General features: G+C 60.0%; 17 protein-coding genes. 9 read left to right on the top strand and 8 right to left on the bottom strand.

Annotated features, from left to right (window positions below; all coding sequences use genetic code 11):
• Positions 1 to 71: 71 nt before the first annotated feature.
• Positions 72 to 830, bottom strand: coding sequence for an SDR family oxidoreductase (locus DJ564_RS26055; protein ID WP_077749886.1), 759 nt, complete (start codon positions 828 to 830; stop codon positions 72 to 74).
• 167 nt (positions 831 to 997) lie between these two features.
• On the opposite strand from DJ564_RS26055, the gene DJ564_RS26050 reads away from it, so the two are divergent.
• The 4 genes from DJ564_RS26050 (at position 998) to groL (ending at position 4506) form a co-directional block, all read left to right on the top strand.
• Positions 998 to 1729 (top strand): HugZ family protein, encoded by a 732-nt coding sequence (locus DJ564_RS26050; protein WP_109634420.1) that lies wholly within the window; start codon positions 998 to 1000, stop codon positions 1727 to 1729.
• 66 nt (positions 1730 to 1795) lie between these two features.
• Positions 1796 to 2272 (top strand): FxsA family protein, encoded by a 477-nt coding sequence (locus tag DJ564_RS26045; RefSeq protein WP_010457646.1) that lies wholly within the window; start codon positions 1796 to 1798, stop codon positions 2270 to 2272.
• A gap of 247 nt (positions 2273 to 2519) precedes the next feature.
• On the top strand, positions 2520 to 2813 hold the full coding sequence (locus DJ564_RS26040) for a co-chaperone GroES (RefSeq protein ID WP_017340553.1): 294 nt from the start codon (positions 2520 to 2522) through the stop codon (positions 2811 to 2813).
• A gap of 49 nt (positions 2814 to 2862) precedes the next feature.
• Positions 2863 to 4506 carry a chaperonin GroEL gene (groL, locus tag DJ564_RS26035; protein ID WP_008155543.1) on the top strand — a complete coding sequence of 548 codons (1644 nt, stop codon included), beginning with the start codon at positions 2863 to 2865 and terminating at the stop codon, positions 4504 to 4506.
• A 187-nt stretch (positions 4507 to 4693) separates the two neighbouring features.
• Here the strand turns inward: groL and DJ564_RS26030 are convergent, their stop codons facing one another.
• Complete coding sequence (locus DJ564_RS26030) at positions 4694 to 5437, bottom strand: phosphatase PAP2 family protein (protein WP_109634418.1); 744 nt, start codon at positions 5435 to 5437, stop codon at positions 4694 to 4696.
• Positions 5438 to 5655: 218 nt separating this feature from the next.
• Here DJ564_RS26030 and colR point away from each other — a divergent pair, with 218 nt between their 5' ends.
• The 5 genes from colR (at position 5656) to DJ564_RS26005 (ending at position 9368) form a co-directional block, all read left to right on the top strand.
• Positions 5656 to 6339, top strand: a complete 684-nt coding sequence (gene colR, locus DJ564_RS26025; RefSeq protein ID WP_054045155.1) for a two-component system response regulator ColR — start codon at positions 5656 to 5658, stop codon at positions 6337 to 6339.
• Positions 6329 to 7603, top strand: a complete 1275-nt coding sequence (locus tag DJ564_RS26020) for a HAMP domain-containing sensor histidine kinase (RefSeq protein ID WP_109634416.1) — start codon at positions 6329 to 6331, stop codon at positions 7601 to 7603. The genes colR and DJ564_RS26020 overlap by 11 nt, the downstream gene beginning before the upstream one ends.
• 148 nt (positions 7604 to 7751) lie before the next feature.
• The gene (locus tag DJ564_RS26015; RefSeq protein ID WP_109636200.1) at positions 7752 to 8420 is read left to right on the top strand and encodes a class I SAM-dependent methyltransferase; all 669 of its coding nucleotides are present in this window, start codon (positions 7752 to 7754) and stop codon (positions 8418 to 8420) included.
• Between the two features lie 4 nt (positions 8421 to 8424).
• On the top strand, positions 8425 to 9138 hold the full coding sequence (locus DJ564_RS26010; RefSeq protein ID WP_109634415.1) for a lipopolysaccharide kinase InaA family protein: 714 nt from the start codon (positions 8425 to 8427) through the stop codon (positions 9136 to 9138).
• Positions 9139 to 9140: 2 nt separating this feature from the next.
• The gene (locus DJ564_RS26005) at positions 9141 to 9368 is read left to right on the top strand and encodes a hypothetical protein (protein ID WP_109634413.1); all 228 of its coding nucleotides are present in this window, start codon (positions 9141 to 9143) and stop codon (positions 9366 to 9368) included.
• A 114-nt stretch (positions 9369 to 9482) separates the two neighbouring features.
• Here DJ564_RS26005 and DJ564_RS26000 read toward each other — a convergent pair whose 3' ends face one another.
• From DJ564_RS26000 to DJ564_RS25975, 6 genes are all read right to left on the bottom strand, one after another.
• Positions 9483 to 12518, bottom strand: a complete 3036-nt coding sequence (locus DJ564_RS26000) for a multidrug efflux RND transporter permease subunit (protein WP_109634411.1) — start codon at positions 12516 to 12518, stop codon at positions 9483 to 9485.
• 13 nt (positions 12519 to 12531) lie between these two features.
• Positions 12532 to 13680: an efflux RND transporter periplasmic adaptor subunit gene (locus DJ564_RS25995; protein WP_109634409.1), complete on the bottom strand. Its 1149-nt coding sequence runs from the start codon at positions 13678 to 13680 to the stop codon at positions 12532 to 12534.
• Positions 13681 to 13950: 270 nt separating this feature from the next.
• Positions 13951 to 15048, bottom strand: a complete 1098-nt coding sequence (locus tag DJ564_RS25990) for a DUF1513 domain-containing protein (RefSeq protein WP_109634407.1) — start codon at positions 15046 to 15048, stop codon at positions 13951 to 13953.
• A gap of 14 nt (positions 15049 to 15062) precedes the next feature.
• A complete protein-coding gene (locus DJ564_RS25985) occupies positions 15063 to 16127 on the bottom strand; it encodes an imelysin family protein (RefSeq protein ID WP_109634406.1) in 1065 nt (354 codons plus the stop codon).
• Between the two features lie 26 nt (positions 16128 to 16153).
• Positions 16154 to 17581, bottom strand: a complete 1428-nt coding sequence (locus DJ564_RS25980) for a di-heme oxidoredictase family protein (protein WP_109634404.1) — start codon at positions 17579 to 17581, stop codon at positions 16154 to 16156.
• 281 nt (positions 17582 to 17862) lie between these two features.
• On the bottom strand, positions 17863 to 19212 hold the full coding sequence (locus DJ564_RS25975) for an imelysin family protein (RefSeq protein WP_109634402.1): 1350 nt from the start codon (positions 19210 to 19212) through the stop codon (positions 17863 to 17865).
• Positions 19213 to 19404 lie beyond the last annotated feature (192 nt).

The raw sequence follows: 19404 nt of genomic DNA, 5'->3' as shown, positions 1-19404 counted from the left end.
CATTCAACAAATATGTTGGCTGAACCACCGCAATCGCTAGCAGGCTAGCTCCCACATTGATCTATGGGGCCTTAGATCCGCAACCCGCCATCCATTTCCAGAATCCGGCCGGTGTAGTAGTCGTTCTCGAAGATGTACGCCGCCGAATGCGCGATCTCTTCTGGTTTGCCCATGCGCTTGAGCGGGATCCCCGCTGTCATCTTCTCCAGGGCTTCAGGCTTCATGCCCAAGGTCATCTCGGTTTCGATAAAGCCCGGGGCAATGCCCGCCACGCGAATGCCATAGCGCGCCAGTTCCTTGGCCCAGGTCACGGTCGCCGCGGCCACGCCAGCCTTGGCGGCGGAGTAGTTGGTCTGGCCGACGTTGCCGGCGCGGGAGATCGAGGAGATATTGATGATCGCGCCGCTGTTGTTCAGCTCGACCATTTTTGCCGCGACTTCACGGGTGCACAGGAACACGCCGGTAAGGTTGACGTCGATGACCGCCTGCCATTGGGCCAGGCTCATCTTGGTCATTTCGCCATCCTTGACCTTCAGCAGCAAGCCGTCGCGCAGGATGCCGGCGTTGTTGATCAGGCCATGAATCGCGCCGAAATCTTCGGCCACCTGGGCAACCATATGCGTCACTTGCTCTTCATTGGCAACGTTGCACAGGTAAGCACGGGCTTCTACGCCCTTGGCTTTGCACGCCGCGACGGTGTCGTCGAGCTTTTCCTGGTTCAAATCCACTAGCGCCAGCTTTGCGCCTTTGCCCGCGAAATACTCGGCCATGGAACGGCCTAAACCCTGGCAACCGCCAGTGATAATGATTACTTTGTCAGTGAGTTGCATTCGCATGCCCCAATAGCAGGTTCAGAGTGGTTTTCCTTCCTAGAGGGCCTCTCGATCTGCACCTGATGTGGCCTGGTTGCACATGAGAACTGCCCCGATGACGTACTGGAACTTATCCCCAGGCGCCTGTCCGTTTTTTCGACGGATTCTATATAAGGAGTCATAAATTGAGCGTTGAAGCGGCCAAGAATGCCCGAGAATTGCTTCTCAAGGAATACCGCGGAGTGCTGTCGACGCACTCCAAGTCGATGCCCGGCTTCCCGTTTGGCTCCGTCGTTCCTTACTGCCTGGACGAGCAAGGACGGCCACTGATCCTTATCAGTCGCATCGCCCAGCACACTCATAACCTACAGAAAGATCCGAAATGCTCGCTGTTTGTGGGCGAGCGTGAGGCTGACGACGTGCAAGCCGTTGGTCGCCTGACTTACCTGGCTGAAGCAGAAAAACTCGAAGACGAGGTCGCGATCGAAGCGGCGGCCGAGCGTTACTACCGCTATTTCCCGGATTCACAGAGCTACCACAAGGCCCACGATTTCGATTTCTGGGTGCTCAAGCCTGTGCGTCACCGTTACATCGGCGGTTTCGGCGCGATTCACTGGGTTGATCATCTGACCTTGGCCAACCCGTTCGCCGGCAAAGCCGAACTGAGCATGGTCGAGCACATGAATGCCGATCACGCCAAAGCCATCGCCCATTACGTCGATTTGGCGGGGCTGCCGAAAACGGAACCGGCGCAACTGGCCGGCATCGACAGCGAAGGTATGCACCTGCGAATTGGTCAGGCCCTGTACTGGCTGCCGTTCCAGGCAACTTGTAATACGCCGACACAAGTGCGCGAAGCCTTGGTTTTCCTGGCTCACGCCGAGCATTGGCCGAAAAATGAAGTGGCCGACGCTTGAATTCACGAAACGGCGACGTCATCTAGGGAAGACTGGCAAGGCATTCTTGCGTTGAGGAACCATTTGATGCGCCCTTTTTTATTGCTCTTTGTACTGTTTCCGGTGTTGGAGCTGTTCGTATTCGTCAAGGTCAGCGGGGCTATCGGGTTTTTCCCGGCCTTGCTGCTGATCATTCTCGGCTCGATGCTCGGCGTGTTCGTGCTGCGTATCGCCGGTCTGGCCACCGCGTTGCGTGCTCGTGAAAGCCTGAACCGCGGCGAGTTGCCAGCCCAGACCATGCTCGAAGGCTTGATGCTGGCCCTGGCGGGCGGTCTGTTGATCCTGCCCGGCTTCGTCACGGACGTGTTGGGTCTGATCATGCTGCTGCCGATCTCCCGTCGACTGCTGGCCAATAAAATGCGCCAGCGCGCCGAAGAGGCCGCGATCCGTCAGCGTGCGTTCGCCGACGATCTTCAACCACGTGGCGGTCCTGCTCCCCAGCAGCCGCTGGGTCGCGAGCCCAACGTGATCGAAGGCGAGTTCGAACACCGCGATTCCAAGTAAAGCGTTTCAGCTGCACGGCACCTTCGGGTGCCGTGTTCGTTTTCGGGGCATTGATGCAAAAAATTTCGATCCCCGCCCTTGTAATAAGCTTATGCGCCCTTATGTAACGGTCACCGCAAGGTTTCTGGCGATCACGCCAGACAGACTTCCGCGGTTCGCTTGACGAACCGCACCCGGCACCGCCGGATTTGTTAAACCCGCCGGGAATACACCGGCCGATGAAAACCACAATTAGGAGAGATCGACAATGAAGCTTCGTCCTCTGCATGACCGCGTCGTCGTCCGTCGCAGCGAAGAAGAAAAGAAAACCGCTGGCGGTATCGTCCTGCCAGGTTCGGCTGCTGAAAAGCCAAACCAGGGCGAAGTCCTCGCTGTAGGCCCGGGCAAAGTCCTGGAAAACGGTGAAGTGCGTGCGCTGTCCGTGAAAGTGGGTGACAAGGTTGTGTTCGGCCCTTACTCCGGCAGCAACACTGTGAAAGTTGACGGCGAAGACCTGCTGGTCATCGGCGAGAGCGAAATCCTCGCTGTTGTCGAAGGCTGATTCCCCGCTCATTTTCCCGCTACTACAAAGTATTTAAGGAATATCGATCATGGCTGCTAAAGAAGTTAAATTCGGCGATTCCGCCCGCAAGAAAATGCTCGCCGGTGTCAACGTCCTGGCTGACGCAGTAAAAGCGACCCTGGGCCCTAAAGGCCGTAACGTGATCATCGAGAAGAGCTTCGGCGCTCCGACCATCACCAAGGACGGCGTGTCCGTTGCCAAAGAAATCGAGCTGAAAGATCGTTTCGAAAACATGGGCGCGCAGCTGGTCAAAGACGTTGCCTCCCGTGCCAACGATGACGCAGGCGACGGCACCACCACCGCTACCGTTCTGGCTCAATCGATCGTCAACGAAGGCCTGAAAGCCGTCGCTGCCGGCATGAACCCGATGGACCTGAAGCGCGGCATCGACAAAGCGACCATCGCTATCGTCAAAGAGCTGAAAGCCCTGTCCAAGCCTTGCGCTGACACCAAGGCCATCGCTCAGGTCGGCACTATCTCGGCCAACTCCGACAGCTCCATCGGCGACATCATTGCCGAAGCCATGGAAAAAGTCGGTAAAGAAGGCGTGATCACCGTTGAAGAAGGCTCGGGCCTGGAAAACGAACTGTCGGTTGTTGAAGGCATGCAGTTCGACCGTGGCTACCTGTCCCCGTACTTCGTCAACAAGCCAGAGACCATGACTGCCGAGCTCGACGGTCCGCTGATCCTGCTGGTCGACAAAAAGATCTCGAACATCCGCGAAATGCTGCCAGTACTGGAAGCCGTTGCCAAAGCCGGCCGTCCACTGCTGATCGTGGCCGAAGACGTTGAAGGCGAAGCCCTGGCGACTCTGGTTGTGAACAACATGCGTGGCATCGTTAAAGTCGCAGCCGTCAAGGCTCCAGGCTTCGGCGACCGTCGCAAGGCCATGCTGCAGGACATCGCTGTCCTGACTGGCGGTACCGTTATCTCCGAAGAGATCGGTCTGAGCCTGGAAAGCACTACCCTGGAACACCTGGGTAATGCCAAGCGCGTGATCCTGTCCAAAGAAAACACCACCGTGATCGACGGCGCCGGCGTTGAAGCTGATATCCAGGCTCGCGTTCTGCAAATCCGTCAGCAAGTGGCTGACACTTCGTCCGACTACGACCGTGAAAAACTGCAAGAGCGTCTGGCCAAGCTGTCCGGCGGCGTTGCAGTGATCAAGGTTGGCGCCGGTTCCGAAGTTGAAATGAAAGAGAAGAAAGCCCGCGTTGAAGACGCCCTGCACGCTACCCGTGCAGCCGTTGAAGAAGGCGTGGTACCTGGCGGCGGCGTGGCACTGGTTCGCGCTCTGCAGGCTATCTCCGAGCTGAAAGGCGACAACGATGACCAGAACGTTGGCATCCAGTTGCTGCGTCGCGCTGTTGAAGCGCCACTGCGCCAGATCGTTGCCAACTCCGGTGACGAGCCAAGCGTAGTTGTCGACAAGGTCAAGCAGGGTTCGGGTAACTACGGTTACAACGCTGCCACCGGTGAATACGGCGACATGATCGAAATGGGCATCCTGGACCCGGCTAAAGTGACCCGTTCGGCTCTGCAAGCGGCGTCGTCGATTGCCAGCCTGATGATCACCACCGAAGCCATGATCGCCGAGATCAAGGAAGACGGCCCAGCTGGCGGCGGCATGCCAGACATGGGCGGTATGGGCGGCATGGGCGGCATGATGTAAGCCAGCCTTACCCCGTACATAAAAACCCCGCCGGCGATGAGCCGGCGGGGTTTTTTATTGCTCGCAGGTTCACCGCGATCAAATGTGGGAGCGGGCTTGCTCGCGAAGAGGGAGTGTCAGTCGACATCAATGTTGTCTGACACATCGCCTTCGCGAGCAAGCCCGCTCCCACATTTGGATCTGTGTTTCAGGCTGTAGCTTGTTGTGCTTTGGCCACTCGCTCAGCCTTGCCCGCCGGTCGATACAGGATGTAGTAGTAAGACCCCAAACAAATCAGCCAGCAAAAAACCGCCGTCCACACGTTATGCGAAAAGAAGTGCGCCCCCTGCATCATCCGGCTCACCGAAAACACCGCCCCCAGTGCAAACGCAAACACAAACGCCTGGCGCGCCAGCCGCGGACGACGGTCACGCAGGACAAAAAACAGCGCAAACAACGTAAACCCGGTCGCCGCATGGCCTCCGGGCCAGCAACGTCCAGGCTTGTCGGTTTGCGGACGCGGGCTGAGCAGTTCGCTGTAGGTTTCATGGCCGCCGAATTGCTCCAGGCTCCAAGGGCACTGCACAGCCGTCACCGCTTTGACCGGCGTCACGAATGAGGTCGCCAGCGCCAGCGACAACACCAGGCAGCCCAGTTCGCGTTTGAACGGCTTGAGCCTGGCGATAAAAAACGAGCCAATAAAGCCGACAATCGCAAACACCGAAAACGCGATGACCACCTGCTTGGCGCGGTCATGCAGAATGTTCTCAAGGAAGTAACTGTGGCGCCCGATGAACTCCCCGGCAACCGGGTCGTAGAACAGTTTGGCCAGGTCCATGTCCAGGGACGTCAGTTCAAGCAGCACCAAAATGATCGCCGTGATAGCGGGCACCCCCAGGCATACCCAAAAGTTGAGGGGCCTGGAAGCGGGGCGGGCAGCGGTCGAAGCCATGGCATTTCCTTGGTTGGTGAAGGGTTCTGAAAAGCGCATCCGCGCGGAGTCTGAGCCCCGCACTGTCGTCGGTGTGTGAATCGATAGTGAAAAACTTGTTAAGCGGTTCTCTGCATTTCTATTGGATTGGCAACTGCACGCAATCCTAGCCCTGAGCCACACTTGGCCTTAAGCTGCGCGGGCCATGACGGCCGTTACTGTGTACGGAGGAGGTGCCCATGCGAATTCTATTGGTTGAAGACAACCGCGATATCCTGGCCAATCTGGCCGATTACCTGGGGCTCAAAGGCTACACCGTGGATTGCGCGCAGGACGGTTTGTCGGGCCTGCACTTGGCGGCCACCGAGCACTATGACTTGATCGTGCTCGACATCATGTTGCCCGGCATCGACGGCTATACCTTGTGCAAACGCCTGCGCGAAGACGCCCGTCGCGACACGCCGGTGATCATGCTCACCGCGCGCGATCAGCTTGACGACCGGTTGCAAGGCTTCAAATCCGGTGCCGATGACTACCTGATCAAACCGTTCGCCCTGTCTGAACTGGCGGCGCGTATCGAAGCGGTCATGCGGCGTGCCCAGGGTGGCGGTCGACGAGCCTTGCAGGTCGGCGATCTGAGCTACGACCTCGACACCCTGGAGGTGACCCGCGAAGGTCGCCTGCTGAAGCTCAACCCGGTCGGCCTGAAGTTGCTGGCTGTGCTGATGCAGAAAAGCCCGCATGTACTGCGCCGCGAAATTCTCGAAGAAGCCCTGTGGGGCGATGACTGCCCAGACAGCGACAGCCTGCGCAGCCACGTCCATCAACTGCGCCAAGTGATCGACAAGCCGTTCGCCAAGCCGTTGCTGCAAACCGTGCACGGTGTGGGTTATCGCTTGGCCGAGGGCCGTGATGGAGTTTAAGCAGAGCCTTGCTCAACGGATCATCATTGCCTTTGCGTTGATGAGTGCGCTGGTGGCGGGCGCCTTCGCCATGGGCATTGTGGCGACCGTGCACCTGGTGGAAGAAAAGCTGATTTCGGCCGGGCTGGGCGGCGATTTGCAACGGCTGCTGCTGATGGACAGCGTCTCGGACTGGAGCCATCGTCCCGAGCCGGACCAGCTGTTCTATTTCAGCGGTGGACCGGGGGACTTCGAGCTGCCCAAGGATTTGCGGCATCTGGATTCCGGTTTCCACGAGGTCTTTCGCGAACAGCTGTCGTATCACGCGATGGTCGAAATCGTCGATGGCCGGCGTTACGTCTTGCTTCAGGACCAGAGCGATTTCGAAGAGCGTGAGCGGGTGCTGTTTGCCGTGGTGCTGGTGGGCTTCGTGCTGAGCCTGGCGCTGGCGGTCTTTCTCGGCTGGGTGTTGGCGCGAAAAGTGATGGCGCCGGTGGTGCGCCTTGCCCGCCAGGTGCGTCACCGCGATCAACTGCTGGGGCTGGCCCCTCCCTTGGCGCCGGATTATGCCGCCGACGAAGTGGGCGAGCTGGCTGTTGCTTTCGACGCCACCCTTGGGCGTTTGCGCCAGGCGCTGACCCGCGAGCGATTGTTTACCAGCGACGTCAGCCACGAACTGCGCACGCCGTTGATGGTGTTGGCCAGTTCCTGTGAGCTGCTGTTGGAAAACCCCGGTATCGACCAGCGTGGCCGTGCCCAGGTCGAGCGGATTGCCCGCGCCTGCGCAGAGATGCGTGAGTTGGTGCAAACGTTCCTGATGCTGGCCCGGGCCCAGCGCGAAGACGCCAGCATGGCGCCGCAGCAGACGCTGGGGCAGGTTGCCGACGGCCTGCTCAACCAATGGCGCGAACCGATTGAAGCCAAGGGGCTGACGCTGATCTTCGAACCGGGCAATCCGCTCGCCACCTGCTACAACGCCACCCTCTTGCACGCCGTCATGGGCAACCTGTTGCGTAACGCACTGCATTACACCGAACAGGGATTCATTCGCCTGACCCTCACGGCCACGGGGTTCATGGTCGAGGACAGTGGCGTAGGTATTCCCGAGGAAAAACGCGAGGCCATGTTCGAGCCTTTTGTGCGTGGCAGCGAAAAGCGCGGCGAGGGCCTGGGGCTTGGCCTGTCGCTGGTACAGCGGATCTGCGAGAACCAGGGCTGGAACGTCAGCCTGACCAATATGGAACCTAATGGCTGTCGTTTTCAGGTGGAGTTGGGCCACCAATAGCGACGCTCAAGAATCGCGGCTCCGAGCATCCTGAAAAACCTTGAAATGATTGCGCGTTTACATAACAATTTTTTCACAAAGGCATGACCTGACACTGACACTACGCTACCTATGGTAGGTGTCATCAGAAGTTCAGGAGACCTTAATGATGGACGGCCCGATCAAACTCGATTTTTCCGAAAAGTACGACGATCAACACGCTCAAAGGTATTTGCAGAAGCACCAGGATGGCCTCGGTCGTAAGCTATCCCACTGGCGTGACGAGCAGTTGGCGCGAAAGGCGCTGGCGCTGGTCGGCGAGCCCGGGCTGGTCCTCGATTTACCCTGTGGGGCGGGGCGTTTCTGGCCCTTGCTGGCGGAAAAAGCCAATCGCGCGATCATCGGGGCCGACAACTCCGAGTCGATGTTGAAGATTGCCACCCAGGCGCAACCGGCCGACGTGGTGAAACGGGTACAACCCTTGCACACTTCCGCGTTCGACATTGCCTTGCCTGACAATGCCGTCGACAGCATTTTCTGCATGCGTTTGCTCCATCACATCGGTGAATCCGAGCATCGACTGGCCATCCTGCGCGAATTTGAACGAGTCACGCGTGACAGCGTGATCCTTTCGTTGTGGGTGGACGGCAATTTCAAGGCCTGGAAACGCAAGCGCTCAGAGAAACGGCGTGGGCAGGAAGGTTACCAAAACCGATTTGTGTTACCGGCGGCCACGGTAGAAAAGGAGTTCGAACAGGCAGGGTTCCGTATTCAGGAACAACTGGACTTTTTACCGCTCTATGCCATGTGGCGAGTTTACGTATTACGCAAGAGGTAACAGGATGGCAGTGCAATGTGCAGCAGAAACGGACGTCGCTTCTCAGGACCGCTTCGACTATTTCTGGAATCAGCGCGGTGAGTGGGTAGAAGAACCCAACGTCCGTCGCGGCGGAGAAAGTGGCGTGCAGCGTGTCATGGGCAGTGATGGACAGCTGCTCTACGCCAAGCGGCAGACCGGGCATATCTATCGCAGCTGGCTGCACCCGTTCGGTCGCCCGACCGTGTTGCGCGAGCGCGATGCGCTCATTGGCCTTCGCGCGCTCGACGTGCGCGTTCCGGAAATCGTTTTCTGCGGCGCACAGCGCGACCCTGTGCACAAATGGCGCGCCTTGCTGGTGACCAAGGCGCTGGATGGCTTCGAGGAAATCGAACACTGGTACGCCGGCGGTGGTCGCGAGCGCCACGGCGAAGTGGTTCATGATCGCGTCCTGAAGGATCTGGCCGACAATCTGGCCCGCATGCACAAGGGTCGATGGCAGCACAGCTGCATCTACATCAAGCACGTTTTTGTGCGGGTCACGGGTGAAGATGACTCGGCCAAGGTCGAGATTGCCTTGATCGATCTGGAGAAATGCCGACAGCGTTTGACTGCCTATCGCGCGGCTGCTCATGACATGAAGCAGCTGCGCCGCCACTCGTCGTTCAGCACGGCAGACTGGCGCAAACTCGTCTATTTTTATGAGACGGCGTTTGGCAGCGCTATCAAAGGTTTATAGCAATGAAACTAGAAATTGCACGAGGTGTGTTTCTGATAGGAGCCTTGGCAGTTGCTTCATTGGCGGTGGCGGCGTGGGAGCAGCCCCGCACGCAAGTCCTCAGTTCAGTGAGTGCTGATGCTCACTGTCCGTTGCCTCGGGTAGCGAAGGCATCCGAGGCATCCCGACCCGATCATGATTTATTGCTGTTCATGTTCGGACTTTCTCAAGGAATGAGGCCGCAGAGTTGAACAGATTGAAGCCAAAATAAAAGGCCTCGCCAAATGCGAGGCCTTTTTTTGTGCCCGAACTTAAAGCCTTGCACCAGACCAGTGTGGGAGCCAGCAGGCTGGCTCCCACAGGGTTTATGGGTGTTCTTTGGCGTCGGGTTTGGCCAGCAGGGTGTAGATGCATGGCAACACGAACAGCGTGAACAACGTGCCGATCGACATCCCCGTTGCGATCACCATGCCGATATCGAACCGGCTGACCGCGCCCGCGCCTGTGGCGATGATCAACGGCACCATGCCGAATACCATCGCCGCCGTGGTCATCAACACCGGGCGCAATCGAATAGCCGCCGCTTCCTCCACAGCCTCACGAGGTGTCAGGCCTTTCTCCTTGCGCAGTTGGTTGGCAAACTCGACGATCAGAATGCCGTGCTTGCTGATCAGCCCGATCAAGGTCACCAGGCCCACCTGGGTATAAATGTTCATGCTCGACCAGCCCAGGAACAGCGGAATCAAGGCGCCGCAGATCGATAGCGGCACGGTCACCAGGATCACCAACGGATCGCGGAAGCTTTCGAACTGGGCCGCCAGCACCAGGAAGATGATCGCCAGCGCCAGGGCGAAGGTCACCCACAGCGCGCTGCCTTCCTGCACGTATTGGCGCGATGCGCCGGCGTAATCCATGGCAAATCCGGCCGGCGCCTCTTCCTGCGTGATCTGGCGCACGGTGTCGATGGCTTCACCCATGCTCACCAGCGGCACCCCCGACAGGATCGCCGAGTTGAGTTGCTGGAACTGGTTCAACTGCCGTGGACGGGCGCGGTCGGTGACGGTGATCAGGGTCGACAGGGCCAGCAGTTCGCCTTGGGTGTTCTTCACGTAGTAGTTGTTCAACCAGTCCGGGTTGTCCCGGAAAGGTCGTTCGACCTGAGCGATGACTTTGTAGCTGCGACCTTCAATGGTGAAACGGTTGATCTCCGCTTGCCCCAGCAACGTGGCCAGAGTTCCGCCGAGGTCCTGCATGGACACGCCCATCTGCGCAGCCTTGGCGCGATCGATATCCACGACGACTTCGGGCTTGTCGAAGGCCAGGTCTACGTCCACGAAGGCGAACTTGCCGGACTCCATTGCGCGTTTTTTCACCCGGTCCATCACTTGCAGCAGCGCTTCGTAATCGTTGGCCGTGTTGATGACGAACTGAAACGGCAGCCCTTCGCCCGTACCGGGCAGGGAGGGCAGGTTGAAACCGAAAATCTGTAGCCCGGAAATGCTCTCCAGTTTGCGCTGGACCTCGGGCAGGATTGCCATTTGCGTACGATCGCGTTCGTTCCACGGTTTGAGCAGGAAACCACCAATCCCCGACTGCACGCCGTTGAATCCATTGATCTGGAACGAAGAGTAGTACTCGGGAAACTCCTTGAAGATGGTGATGAATTCGTCGGTGTAAGTGTTCAGGTAATCGAGGTTGGCCGGTTGCGGGGCGTTGGCCAGCATGAAAATGATGCCCTGATCCTCGTCGGGGGCCAGTTCCGACTTGGTGAACTTGAGCAGCACCGGAATCAGGCACAGCACGATGACCGCGAACACCAGCACCACCGGCCGTGTGTTCAGGGTGCCGTGGAGCATGCTTTGGTATCGGCGCTTGAGGCCTTCGAAAATCAAGTCGAGGCGATGGGCCAGGCCGCTGGGGTTTTCATCGTGGCGCAGGAGCAGGGCGCACATCATCGGCGACAGGGTCAGCGCGACCACGCCAGAGATCACCACCGCCCCGGCCAGCGTCAGGGCGAACTCCTTGAACAGCGCTCCCGTGAGCCCGGTCAGGAAACCGATCGGCGCATAGACCGCTGCCAGGGTGATGGTCATCGAGACCACCGGCATCGCGATCTCCCGGGCGCCCTCGATGGCTGCGTCCAGCGGCGTCTTGCCTTCCTCGATGTGCCGGTGAATGTTCTCCACCACCACAATGGCATCGTCCACCACCAGACCGATCGCCAGCACCATCGCCAGCAAGGTCAACAGGTTGATCGAGTAGCCCATCATCTGCATGAAGAACATCACGCCGATCATCGACAGCGGAATGGTCACCACCGGGATCACCACTGAACGCAGGGCCCCGAGAAACAGGAACACCACCACGATCACGATCAGCACCGCTTCGAAGAGGGTTTTCACCACTTCATCGATCGAGGCCTGGATGAACAGCGTGGCGTCGTAGGCGATTTCACCCTTGAGATTCGGTGGCAGCTGGGCTTCCAGCTCCGGCATGATCTTGCGCACTTCCTTGATCACGTCCAGCGGGTTGGCGCCCGGCGTGGCCTTGATGCCGATGTACACCGAAGGAGTGCCACCGAACGAACTGATCGAGTCGTAGTTTTCCGCACCCATCTCGACCCGCGCCACATCGCTGAGCAACACGCGACTGTCACCTTCGACCTTGAGCGGAATCGCGGCGAATGCTTCAGCGGATTTGAGCTCGGTGTTGGCGTTGATGCTGGTGACGACGTACTCGCCTTTCACTTCACCGGCGGCGGAGAGGAAGTTGTACTGGCGCACCGCGTTGGTCACGTCGCTGGCGCTCAGGCCGAAACCGGCCAGCTTCACCGGGTCCAGCCACAGGCGCATGGCGAACACCTGGTTGCCGAGAATCTCGGCTTCGGCCATGCCCGGCAGGGTCGCCAGTTTTGGCTGGATGACCCGCGACAGGTAGTCGGTGATTTGCGGGTTGCTCAGTTCCTTGCTGAAGAAACTGATGTACATGAGTGCCGAGGCGTCGGCGGCTTCCTTGCTCAGAACCGGGTCTTCGGCGTCCTGCGGCAGCTGGTTTTTCACCTCGTTGGCCTTGGCCAGCAGCTCGGTGAACAAGCGGTCGCTGTTGGAGCCGATGCGCGCGTAGATCGAGATCACCGAGAAGTTCTGGCGACTGACCGAGGTCATGTAGTCGATGCCCTCGGCGCTGGCCAGGCTTTGCTGCATCGGTTGGGTGATGTAGCCCTGGATGGTTTCGGCGTTGGCCCCGGGGTAGGCCGTGGTCACCGTGATCAGGGCGTTTTCCATTTGCGGGTATTGGCGCAGCGGCAGCTTGCTCCAGGCCTGGAAGCCCAGCAGCACAATCAACAGGCTGACCACGGTGGCGAGCACCGGGCGGCGGATGAACGGGTCAGTAAAAGCCATGAGGATTCCTTGATCAGTCAGTACGTGGCTGACTGTTCTTATCGGTCAGGGTCTTGTCGTCGCTGATGGCAATGTGTGCGCCGTTGTCCAGTTTGATCTGACCGGCCGTGACCACTTTTTCGCCGTTCTGCACGCCTTTGGTAATCATCACCAACCCGTCGCGGCGCTCGCCGGTTTCGATGAAACGCCGTTCAGCGATCAGGATCGGCTGGCCCTTGTCGTCTTTTTCGACGCTGCCGTCTTCGGCTTTTTTCTGCGCGACGACGTAGAGCGAGTTGCCGTACAGCGTGTACGTGATCGCGCTTTCCGGCACGACGATGCGCGGTTGCGGGTCGGGCAGCATCACCTGCAGGCTGGCGAACATGCCCGGCAGCAGTTTGCCGTCGGGGTTGGCCAGGGTCGCGCGGACCTGCACGTTGCGGGTGCTGTTTTCGACTTTCGGGTTGATTGCGCTGATGGTGCCGGGGAAGGTCTCTGTCGGGTAGGCCGAGACAATGATTTGCACCGACTGGCCGATGCCGATCTTCGGTATCGACTGTTCGGGCACGAAGAAGTCGACATACAGGCTGCTGAGATCTTGCAGGGTGGCGATCATGGTGCCGGTGGCGACATAGTCACCAATGTCCACCTGACGAATGCCGATCGTTCCGCTGAAGGGCGCGACGATGCTTTTTTTGCCGAGCGCAGCCTTGAGTTGATTGACCGTGGCCTTGCTCTTTTTCTGCACCGCCGACAATCGGTCGAATTCGCCTTTGGAAATGGCCTGGCTGCCGACCAGTTGGCTACCGCGACCGTAATCGAGTTGGGCCAGCCCGAGGTCGGCCTGAGCCGTTTCCAGCAAGGCACTTTCCACGGCGCTGTCGAGTCGCAGGAGTGGTTGGCCGGCCTTGACCTTCTGGCCAGATTCGAACTGCAAATCGATGACGGTGCCGTCGGTCTCCAGGCTCAGGTCCACGCCTTGCAGCGCCTTGAGGGTGCCGACACTTGGCAGGCGTGCTTGCCACGGGCGTTCGGTGGCAGTGGTCGCGGCGACACTGATCGGCGGTTTCGGCGCGGAGAAGCCTTGGATCATCGTGTAGATGGAGAAGGCTTTGTAACCGGCCAGGACCAGCACGATCAGCAGAACGATACCCAACATGATCAGCATGCGGCGACGCAGCATATTTCCACTTCCTTGGAGAAAATCAGGTGAGACAGTGGGGCACATTACTCTGAGTCGCAGGGTGATTCCAACTGGTAGAAATTACAGGCGAGTTGCATGTCTACACGGACGGGATGGAACACAAACCCTGTGGCGAGGGGGCTTGCCCCCGTTGGGTCGCGAAGCGGCCCCAAAACCAGGCACCGCGGTCCGTCAACCAGACCGCGTCATCCGGTTTACGACTGCTTCGCAGCCGAACGGGGGCAAGCCCCCTCGCCACAGGGAAAGCGGTCAGATGAGGTGCAGGTGGTTGTCCCAGAGCCCTGCCGGCAGCTCCAGCGGTTTTGCAACCAGATCTGTCTGGCGGCAATCGTAGTACCGGCAGCGTCCCTGACCCGAAGTGACGACAAACCCGTCAGCCACGGCACCGACCCCGGCGCAATCGGGAAGCGGCGCATCCAGGCGCACTTCACCGCTGTCCATGTCCCAGATAAAAAATCGGTTGCCCCGTGGCGCCGTCAACGCGATCAGCCGCAAGTCGCTATGGACCGCCACGCTGGCGGTGTAATGCCCCATCGCCTGCAGCTGATGCTCAGGCACCGGGAACGCCACGAACGGTTGGCCGGGACGCTTGATCGCCAGCAACTCTGAAGACTCGTGAGACGGCCCCATGAACTGCTGGCCGGCGACGATGGTGCCGTCGCTGGCGATCCCCAGATGACGCACGCTGTTCATCGGCTGGGCGAGGGTTTCCTTGCTCAGCAGGGTGCCGTCGCGTTGCATCAATACCAGGCTCGGCTCCATGGCGTTGAGGTTCATCTCGACCCGGCTTTCAGCCTCCGTGCGAATGCCGCCGTTGGCCACCACCAGGGTCTCGCCATCCGGCATCCACGACACCTGATGCGGGCCGATGCCATGGGTGGAAATCTCGCCGCTGTGCACCAGCCGCTCACCTTCGAACTTATACACCCCCAACAAGCCGCGACCCGGATCGGAGGTGTCGTTCTCGGTGGCGTACAGCCAGTCGCCACTCTTGTGAATCACCGCGTGACCGTAGAAATGCCGGTGCGGCAGCGAGGCCACGGTTTGCAGCAGCGTGCCGTCACGCAGGTCGATCAGATAACTCTCGGTGCCCGGACGCCGGGCGACGAACAGCGCGATCGGTAGCGTCGGGTGGTTAATGATGTCGTGGCAACGCTGGCCGACCTGGGTGGCGAACACCCGGGTGCCGTCCAGCCGATAACCGACGGCGTAATGCTTGCCGTCGCCATCGTCCCGCGCCGAGAGCAGCAGCGGGCTCTTGTCCTTTTGCTTGAACAGCGTCCAGCCGCCCAGTGTCACTGCTCCCAGCAGCAAACTACCTAAAGTCAGAGCCTGACGTCGCAGCATGGCACTCGCCCTCATCAGTCACCGTCGTTGGCGTTGAAGCCCAGTTGGATGCCCAGCGCCTTGGCCAGTTCGCCTTCGTGCAGGCGATGGACAACGTTGAGGCTGTCGTAGATATCGTTGAGTTGCTGGCGGCCGGCATCGTCGTTGAGCATGTCGGCCAACGGACGCTGAGTGCTGGCGAACAGTTTCAGGGACGCGGCGTAAGCGGCATCGATCTTGTCGGCCAACGGTTTCTGCTCGCTCGGCAACAGGCCGCGCAGGCCTTTGTTGTCGACGCCTTCCCACACGGTTTTGGCGGCGGCGAGACTGGCTTCAAGGCCGGTCAGGGACGACTGGCTGCGCCATGCATCCGCCTGGAACGGTTGCGGCACGCCTTTGCTCTGGCGGCCCATCGGCGTGCCGAGTTTTTTCTTCAGGGTGTCGAGGGCGGTGACTTGGACACGCAGCAGATCGGCGATGGCTTCGTGGGAATCGGCGTAGCGCTGGTTCGGGAATTTGCTCATCTGCGCGAGCATGCCGTCGGTGTTGTTCCAGCTTTGCAGAATCTCTTCGGCCAGCTGTTTCTGACGCTCGCCAATCGCTTTCAGCAGTGGGCAGTACTTGGCTTTCTGAGTGTCGTTGGCCACGTCCGGCTTGCTGTCGAACAGAATGTATTCGTAGGCCGAGAGGCCCTGCACCACGACGCTGGACTTGGCCAATGCAGCGGCATCGATCTGCGGCTGCGCGGTGACCAGTTGCTCGACCTGACGGCCGACCAGGTTTTTCTTGTCCGGCCAGAATTGCACCTGCCAGGCGCGATTGCCTTCGGCCAGCGGTCCGATCAGCAGCGGTTGCAGCTGGGCCCAGGCTTTCTGCGCGTGCAGGAAGTCGGCGCGGGCGGTGTCGAGGTTTTCTTTGCCTTCGCAATAGGCGAGGGCGCTGACGGCCAATTGGCGATCGGCTTCAACCCAGCGGGTGTACGTCGGCAGGATCACCGATTTGGCGATGGCGGCCGAGGTGACGGCTTGCGGGTCCTGTGGCGAGCAAGCGCCGAGGGCGAGTGCTGCAAGGCTGGTGAACAACAATTTGGGACGGAACATGTCGGGCTCCCGTTATGGAATACGGTTTAAAGGGAATTCAAGAACGCCAGCAACGCAGCGCGCTGCTCGGCATTGAAAGACAAAACCTGTTGCTGGGCTGCTTTCGCTTCGCCGCCATGCCAGAGCACGGCTTCAAGCAGATTGCGGGCGCGGCCGTCATGCAGGAACTGGGTGTGGCCACTGACCGCCTGCGTCAGGCCGATGCCCCACAACGGCGGGGTGCGCCAGTCGCGGCCGCTGGCCTGGAATTCGCTACGGTTGTCGGCCAGACCGTCGCCCATGTCGTGCAGCAGCAGATCGCTGTAAGGGCGAATCACTTGATTGGCCAGTTCAGGTTCGGCGGCGTTGGCGGCGGTGGTGTATTTCGGTGTGTGACAGGACTGGCATCCGGCCTGGAAAAACAGGTTCTTGCCGGCCAGCACTTCGGGCGCGTTAACGTCGCGACGCGCCGGCACAGCGAGGTTGCGGCTGTAGAACAGCACCAGGCGCAGAATGTTATCGCTGACTTCCGGCTCGCCATTCGGGCCGTTGCCATTGGGTGCCTGTTTGCAGACGGTTTGCGCATCGGTGCAGTCGTCGAAGGGGCGCAGAGTGGTGGTCAGGCCCATGTCGCCGGAAAACGCGTGGACGTTCTGCTGATTGAGGTTCGGTTGCCCGGCTTTCCAGCCGAACCGGCCAAGAGCGGTCTTCTGCTGCACGTCGTCCCAGACCCGGTTCGGGCGTCCGGCGATGCCGTTTTTGTCCTTGGCCTGCGCCTCGGCGTTGGCGAGGATCGCCTCGTCGGGGATGGCTTCGAGCAAGCCCAAGCCAATCATCGGCGGGGCAACGCGGGCCGAGAATCGGGTGTCGGGGTGCATCGGGCCGTAACCCAACTGGGTGATGTTCAGGCTGGGTTTGCGCAACTCGATCTCGGTGCCGTCCTTGAAGCGGACCGCAACGGGGGTGTAATCGACGCGCACTTTGCCTTCCGGGGTGACGCCGGGCACGGCCATGTCCTGGAACTGGCCGCCGTAGACCGGCTCCGGGACCACGCCGAGCTGCTCGATGACTTTGGCATACGCCGGCGCGTCCGGGATCGACAGGCGCACCAGCATCGATACCGCGTTCGCCGCATCAGGCGTCGGCGGATGACCGCGACCGTCCTTGATGTGGCAGCCCTGACAGGCGTTGGTATTGAACAGCGGACCGAGTCCGTCCCGGGCGGTGGTGGTCGAGGGAGCGATCACCCAAGGGTTGCGAAAGAAACTGTTGCCGACGCTGAAATCCACGCGCCGTGATGGCGGCAGGTTCGCGGAGGGCAGGGAGAAAGCGTTCTGATCGGTCTTGCGCACGGTCGCTGCGCCACCGGACCGGGCTTCACCGGGTTCGGCCTTGGTAAAACGCGGGGCGTCATCGCAGGCACTCAGGCCCAGGGCCAGAAACAGTGCGGACAAGCGAAGAAGCAGCGAGGGCATCAGACATCCTGCATGACGAGCAAAACAAGGGCGCAAAGTCTAACAGGGCAAGGGAGATTGAATAAGAGGAATTATCGTTTGGTTGATGTGGGGCAGGGTTTGGCTGGAAAACCGCATTCCCCCTGTGGGAGCGAGCCTGCTCGCGATGACGGTCTTACATTCAGCATCTATGTTGACTGACACTGCCTCATCGCGAGCAGGCTCGCTCCCACAGGGGATTGTGTTTAGGCAGGCATGAAAAAGGCGACCCGAAGGTCGCCTTTTTATTCAGCCAGCGTTGATCAGAACTCGTGATCAGCGTTGTCCGGGTTCAGGTCGGTGATGCCCAGTTTGCCAGCGGCGGCTTCGATCGAGCCGGTCTGCTTGACCAGGGCGGCGATCGCGTCGCGAACGATCTGGTTGCCAGCGGTGTTGCCGGCGGCGATCAGCTGGTCGTAATGCTCACCCTTGTTGGCGTGATCGACGATGACCTGCATTTTGGCTTCGGTTGCGGCCAGGTCGGCTTTCACCGCGGTGTCGGCAGCCGGGTCGGCTTTGGCCACCAGGGACGACAGGCTGGCGCCGGTCATTTTGGTGCCGTCGACGCGGGTGTATTCGCCTAGGTAGACGTTGCGCACACCCTTGGCATCGTAGAACTGCGAGTTGTGGGTGTTGTCGCTGAAGCAATCGTGTTCGTCTTCAGGGGAGTTGGCTTCCAGGGAAACCTTCATGCGCTCGCCCGCCAGTTCGCCCAGGGACAGGCTGCCCATGCCGAACAGCATTTTGCGCAGGCCGGAATCAACCGGTTCGGCTTCCAGGGTGGCGCGGTAGTTGTCGGCCACGTTCGGCTTCCAGTTACCGACCATTTCTTCCAGGTCGCTGACCAGCAGCTGGGTCACGGACTTCAGGTAAGCGCGACGACGATCGTTGTGACCGCCAGTGGCGCCTTTGCCTTCCAGGTAGTCGGAGGCTGGACGGTTGCCGGCGCCAGGGCCGGTGCCGTTCAGGTCCTGGCCCCAGAGCAGGAATTCGATGGCGTGGTAGCCGGTGGCGACGTTGGCTTCGGAACCGCCCAGCTCGTTCAGGCTGGCGAGTTTTTCCGGGGTGATGTCTTTGACGTCGATCTTGTCTTCGCCGACCTGAACCTGGGTGTTGGCGATGATGTTGGCCGTGGCGCCCGGGTTACCCAGTGCGTGTTCGTAGGATTTGTCGACGTAGTCGATCAGGCCTTCGTCCAGTGGCCAGGCGTTCACCTGACCTTCCCAGTCGTCGATGATGGTGTTGCCGAAACGGAACACTTCGCTCTGCAAGTAAGGAACGCGGGCAGCAACCCAGGCAGCCTTGGCGGCTTTCAGGGTGTCGGCGTTCGGCTTGGCGAGGAAAGCGTCAACGGCGGTTTGCAGGGTCTTCGCGGTGGATTCGGCATCGCTGTAAACGGCGTAGACGATGTCAGCGTAATGCGCGACAACGGCTTTGGCGGCGGCTTCGTCGACTTTGCTGGTAGCGGCAGGGGCGGTGGCTGGCGCCGGCGCGGTCGTGCTGGCGGCCGGTGTAGGCGCTGGAGCTGCAGCGTTGTCTTTGCCTTCGCCACAACCGGCGAGGGAAATAGCGATGGCCAACAGACTGGCGGTAGCCAGAGGCATACGAATCATGGCGAACATCCTGCTTCGAGAGGGGTGGTATGGCGCAGCAAGCGCGCAAAACTGCGACATAATGCAAATCTTTCGCATTATCTGTAAAGGGTTGTGGCTGGAAATATTTCTTATTCGCGCGATGGCTGGCGGGCGCGACCTTGTGGCGAGGGAGCTTGCTCCCGCTGGGCGGCGAAGTCGCCCCAAAAACTG

The sequence above is a fragment of the Pseudomonas sp. 31-12 genome, from assembly GCF_003151075.1.
Classification (GTDB): Bacteria; Pseudomonadota; Gammaproteobacteria; order Pseudomonadales; family Pseudomonadaceae; genus Aquipseudomonas.
Note: the sequence above shows the minus strand (reverse complement) of the source record. Positions and strands in the feature narration are given on the sequence as shown.

What these genes read in the sequence shown, in the direction of transcription:
- DJ564_RS26055 (WP_077749886.1), bottom strand. Translation starts at nt 830, where the DNA reads ATGCAACTCACTGACAAAGTAATCATTATCACTGGCGGTTGCCAGGGT.
- DJ564_RS26045 (WP_010457646.1), top strand. Translation starts at nt 1,796, where the DNA reads ATGCGCCCTTTTTTATTGCTCTTTGTACTGTTTCCGGTGTTGGAGCTG.
- DJ564_RS26040 (WP_017340553.1), top strand. Translation starts at nt 2,520, where the DNA reads ATGAAGCTTCGTCCTCTGCATGACCGCGTCGTCGTCCGTCGCAGCGAA.
- groL (WP_008155543.1), top strand. Translation starts at nt 2,863, where the DNA reads ATGGCTGCTAAAGAAGTTAAATTCGGCGATTCCGCCCGCAAGAAAATG.
- DJ564_RS26030 (WP_109634418.1), bottom strand. Translation starts at nt 5,437, where the DNA reads ATGGCTTCGACCGCTGCCCGCCCCGCTTCCAGGCCCCTCAACTTTTGG.
- colR (WP_054045155.1), top strand. Translation starts at nt 5,656, where the DNA reads ATGCGAATTCTATTGGTTGAAGACAACCGCGATATCCTGGCCAATCTG.
- DJ564_RS26020 (WP_109634416.1), top strand. Translation starts at nt 6,329, where the DNA reads ATGGAGTTTAAGCAGAGCCTTGCTCAACGGATCATCATTGCCTTTGCG.
- DJ564_RS26015 (WP_109636200.1), top strand. Translation starts at nt 7,752, where the DNA reads ATGGACGGCCCGATCAAACTCGATTTTTCCGAAAAGTACGACGATCAA.
- DJ564_RS26010 (WP_109634415.1), top strand. Translation starts at nt 8,425, where the DNA reads ATGGCAGTGCAATGTGCAGCAGAAACGGACGTCGCTTCTCAGGACCGC.
- DJ564_RS26005 (WP_109634413.1), top strand. Translation starts at nt 9,141, where the DNA reads ATGAAACTAGAAATTGCACGAGGTGTGTTTCTGATAGGAGCCTTGGCA.
- DJ564_RS26000 (WP_109634411.1), bottom strand. Translation starts at nt 12,518, where the DNA reads ATGGCTTTTACTGACCCGTTCATCCGCCGCCCGGTGCTCGCCACCGTG.
- DJ564_RS25995 (WP_109634409.1), bottom strand. Translation starts at nt 13,680, where the DNA reads ATGCTGCGTCGCCGCATGCTGATCATGTTGGGTATCGTTCTGCTGATC.
- DJ564_RS25990 (WP_109634407.1), bottom strand. Translation starts at nt 15,048, where the DNA reads ATGCTGCGACGTCAGGCTCTGACTTTAGGTAGTTTGCTGCTGGGAGCA.
- DJ564_RS25985 (WP_109634406.1), bottom strand. Translation starts at nt 16,127, where the DNA reads ATGTTCCGTCCCAAATTGTTGTTCACCAGCCTTGCAGCACTCGCCCTC.
- DJ564_RS25980 (WP_109634404.1), bottom strand. Translation starts at nt 17,581, where the DNA reads ATGCCCTCGCTGCTTCTTCGCTTGTCCGCACTGTTTCTGGCCCTGGGC.
- DJ564_RS25975 (WP_109634402.1), bottom strand. Translation starts at nt 19,212, where the DNA reads ATGATTCGTATGCCTCTGGCTACCGCCAGTCTGTTGGCCATCGCTATT.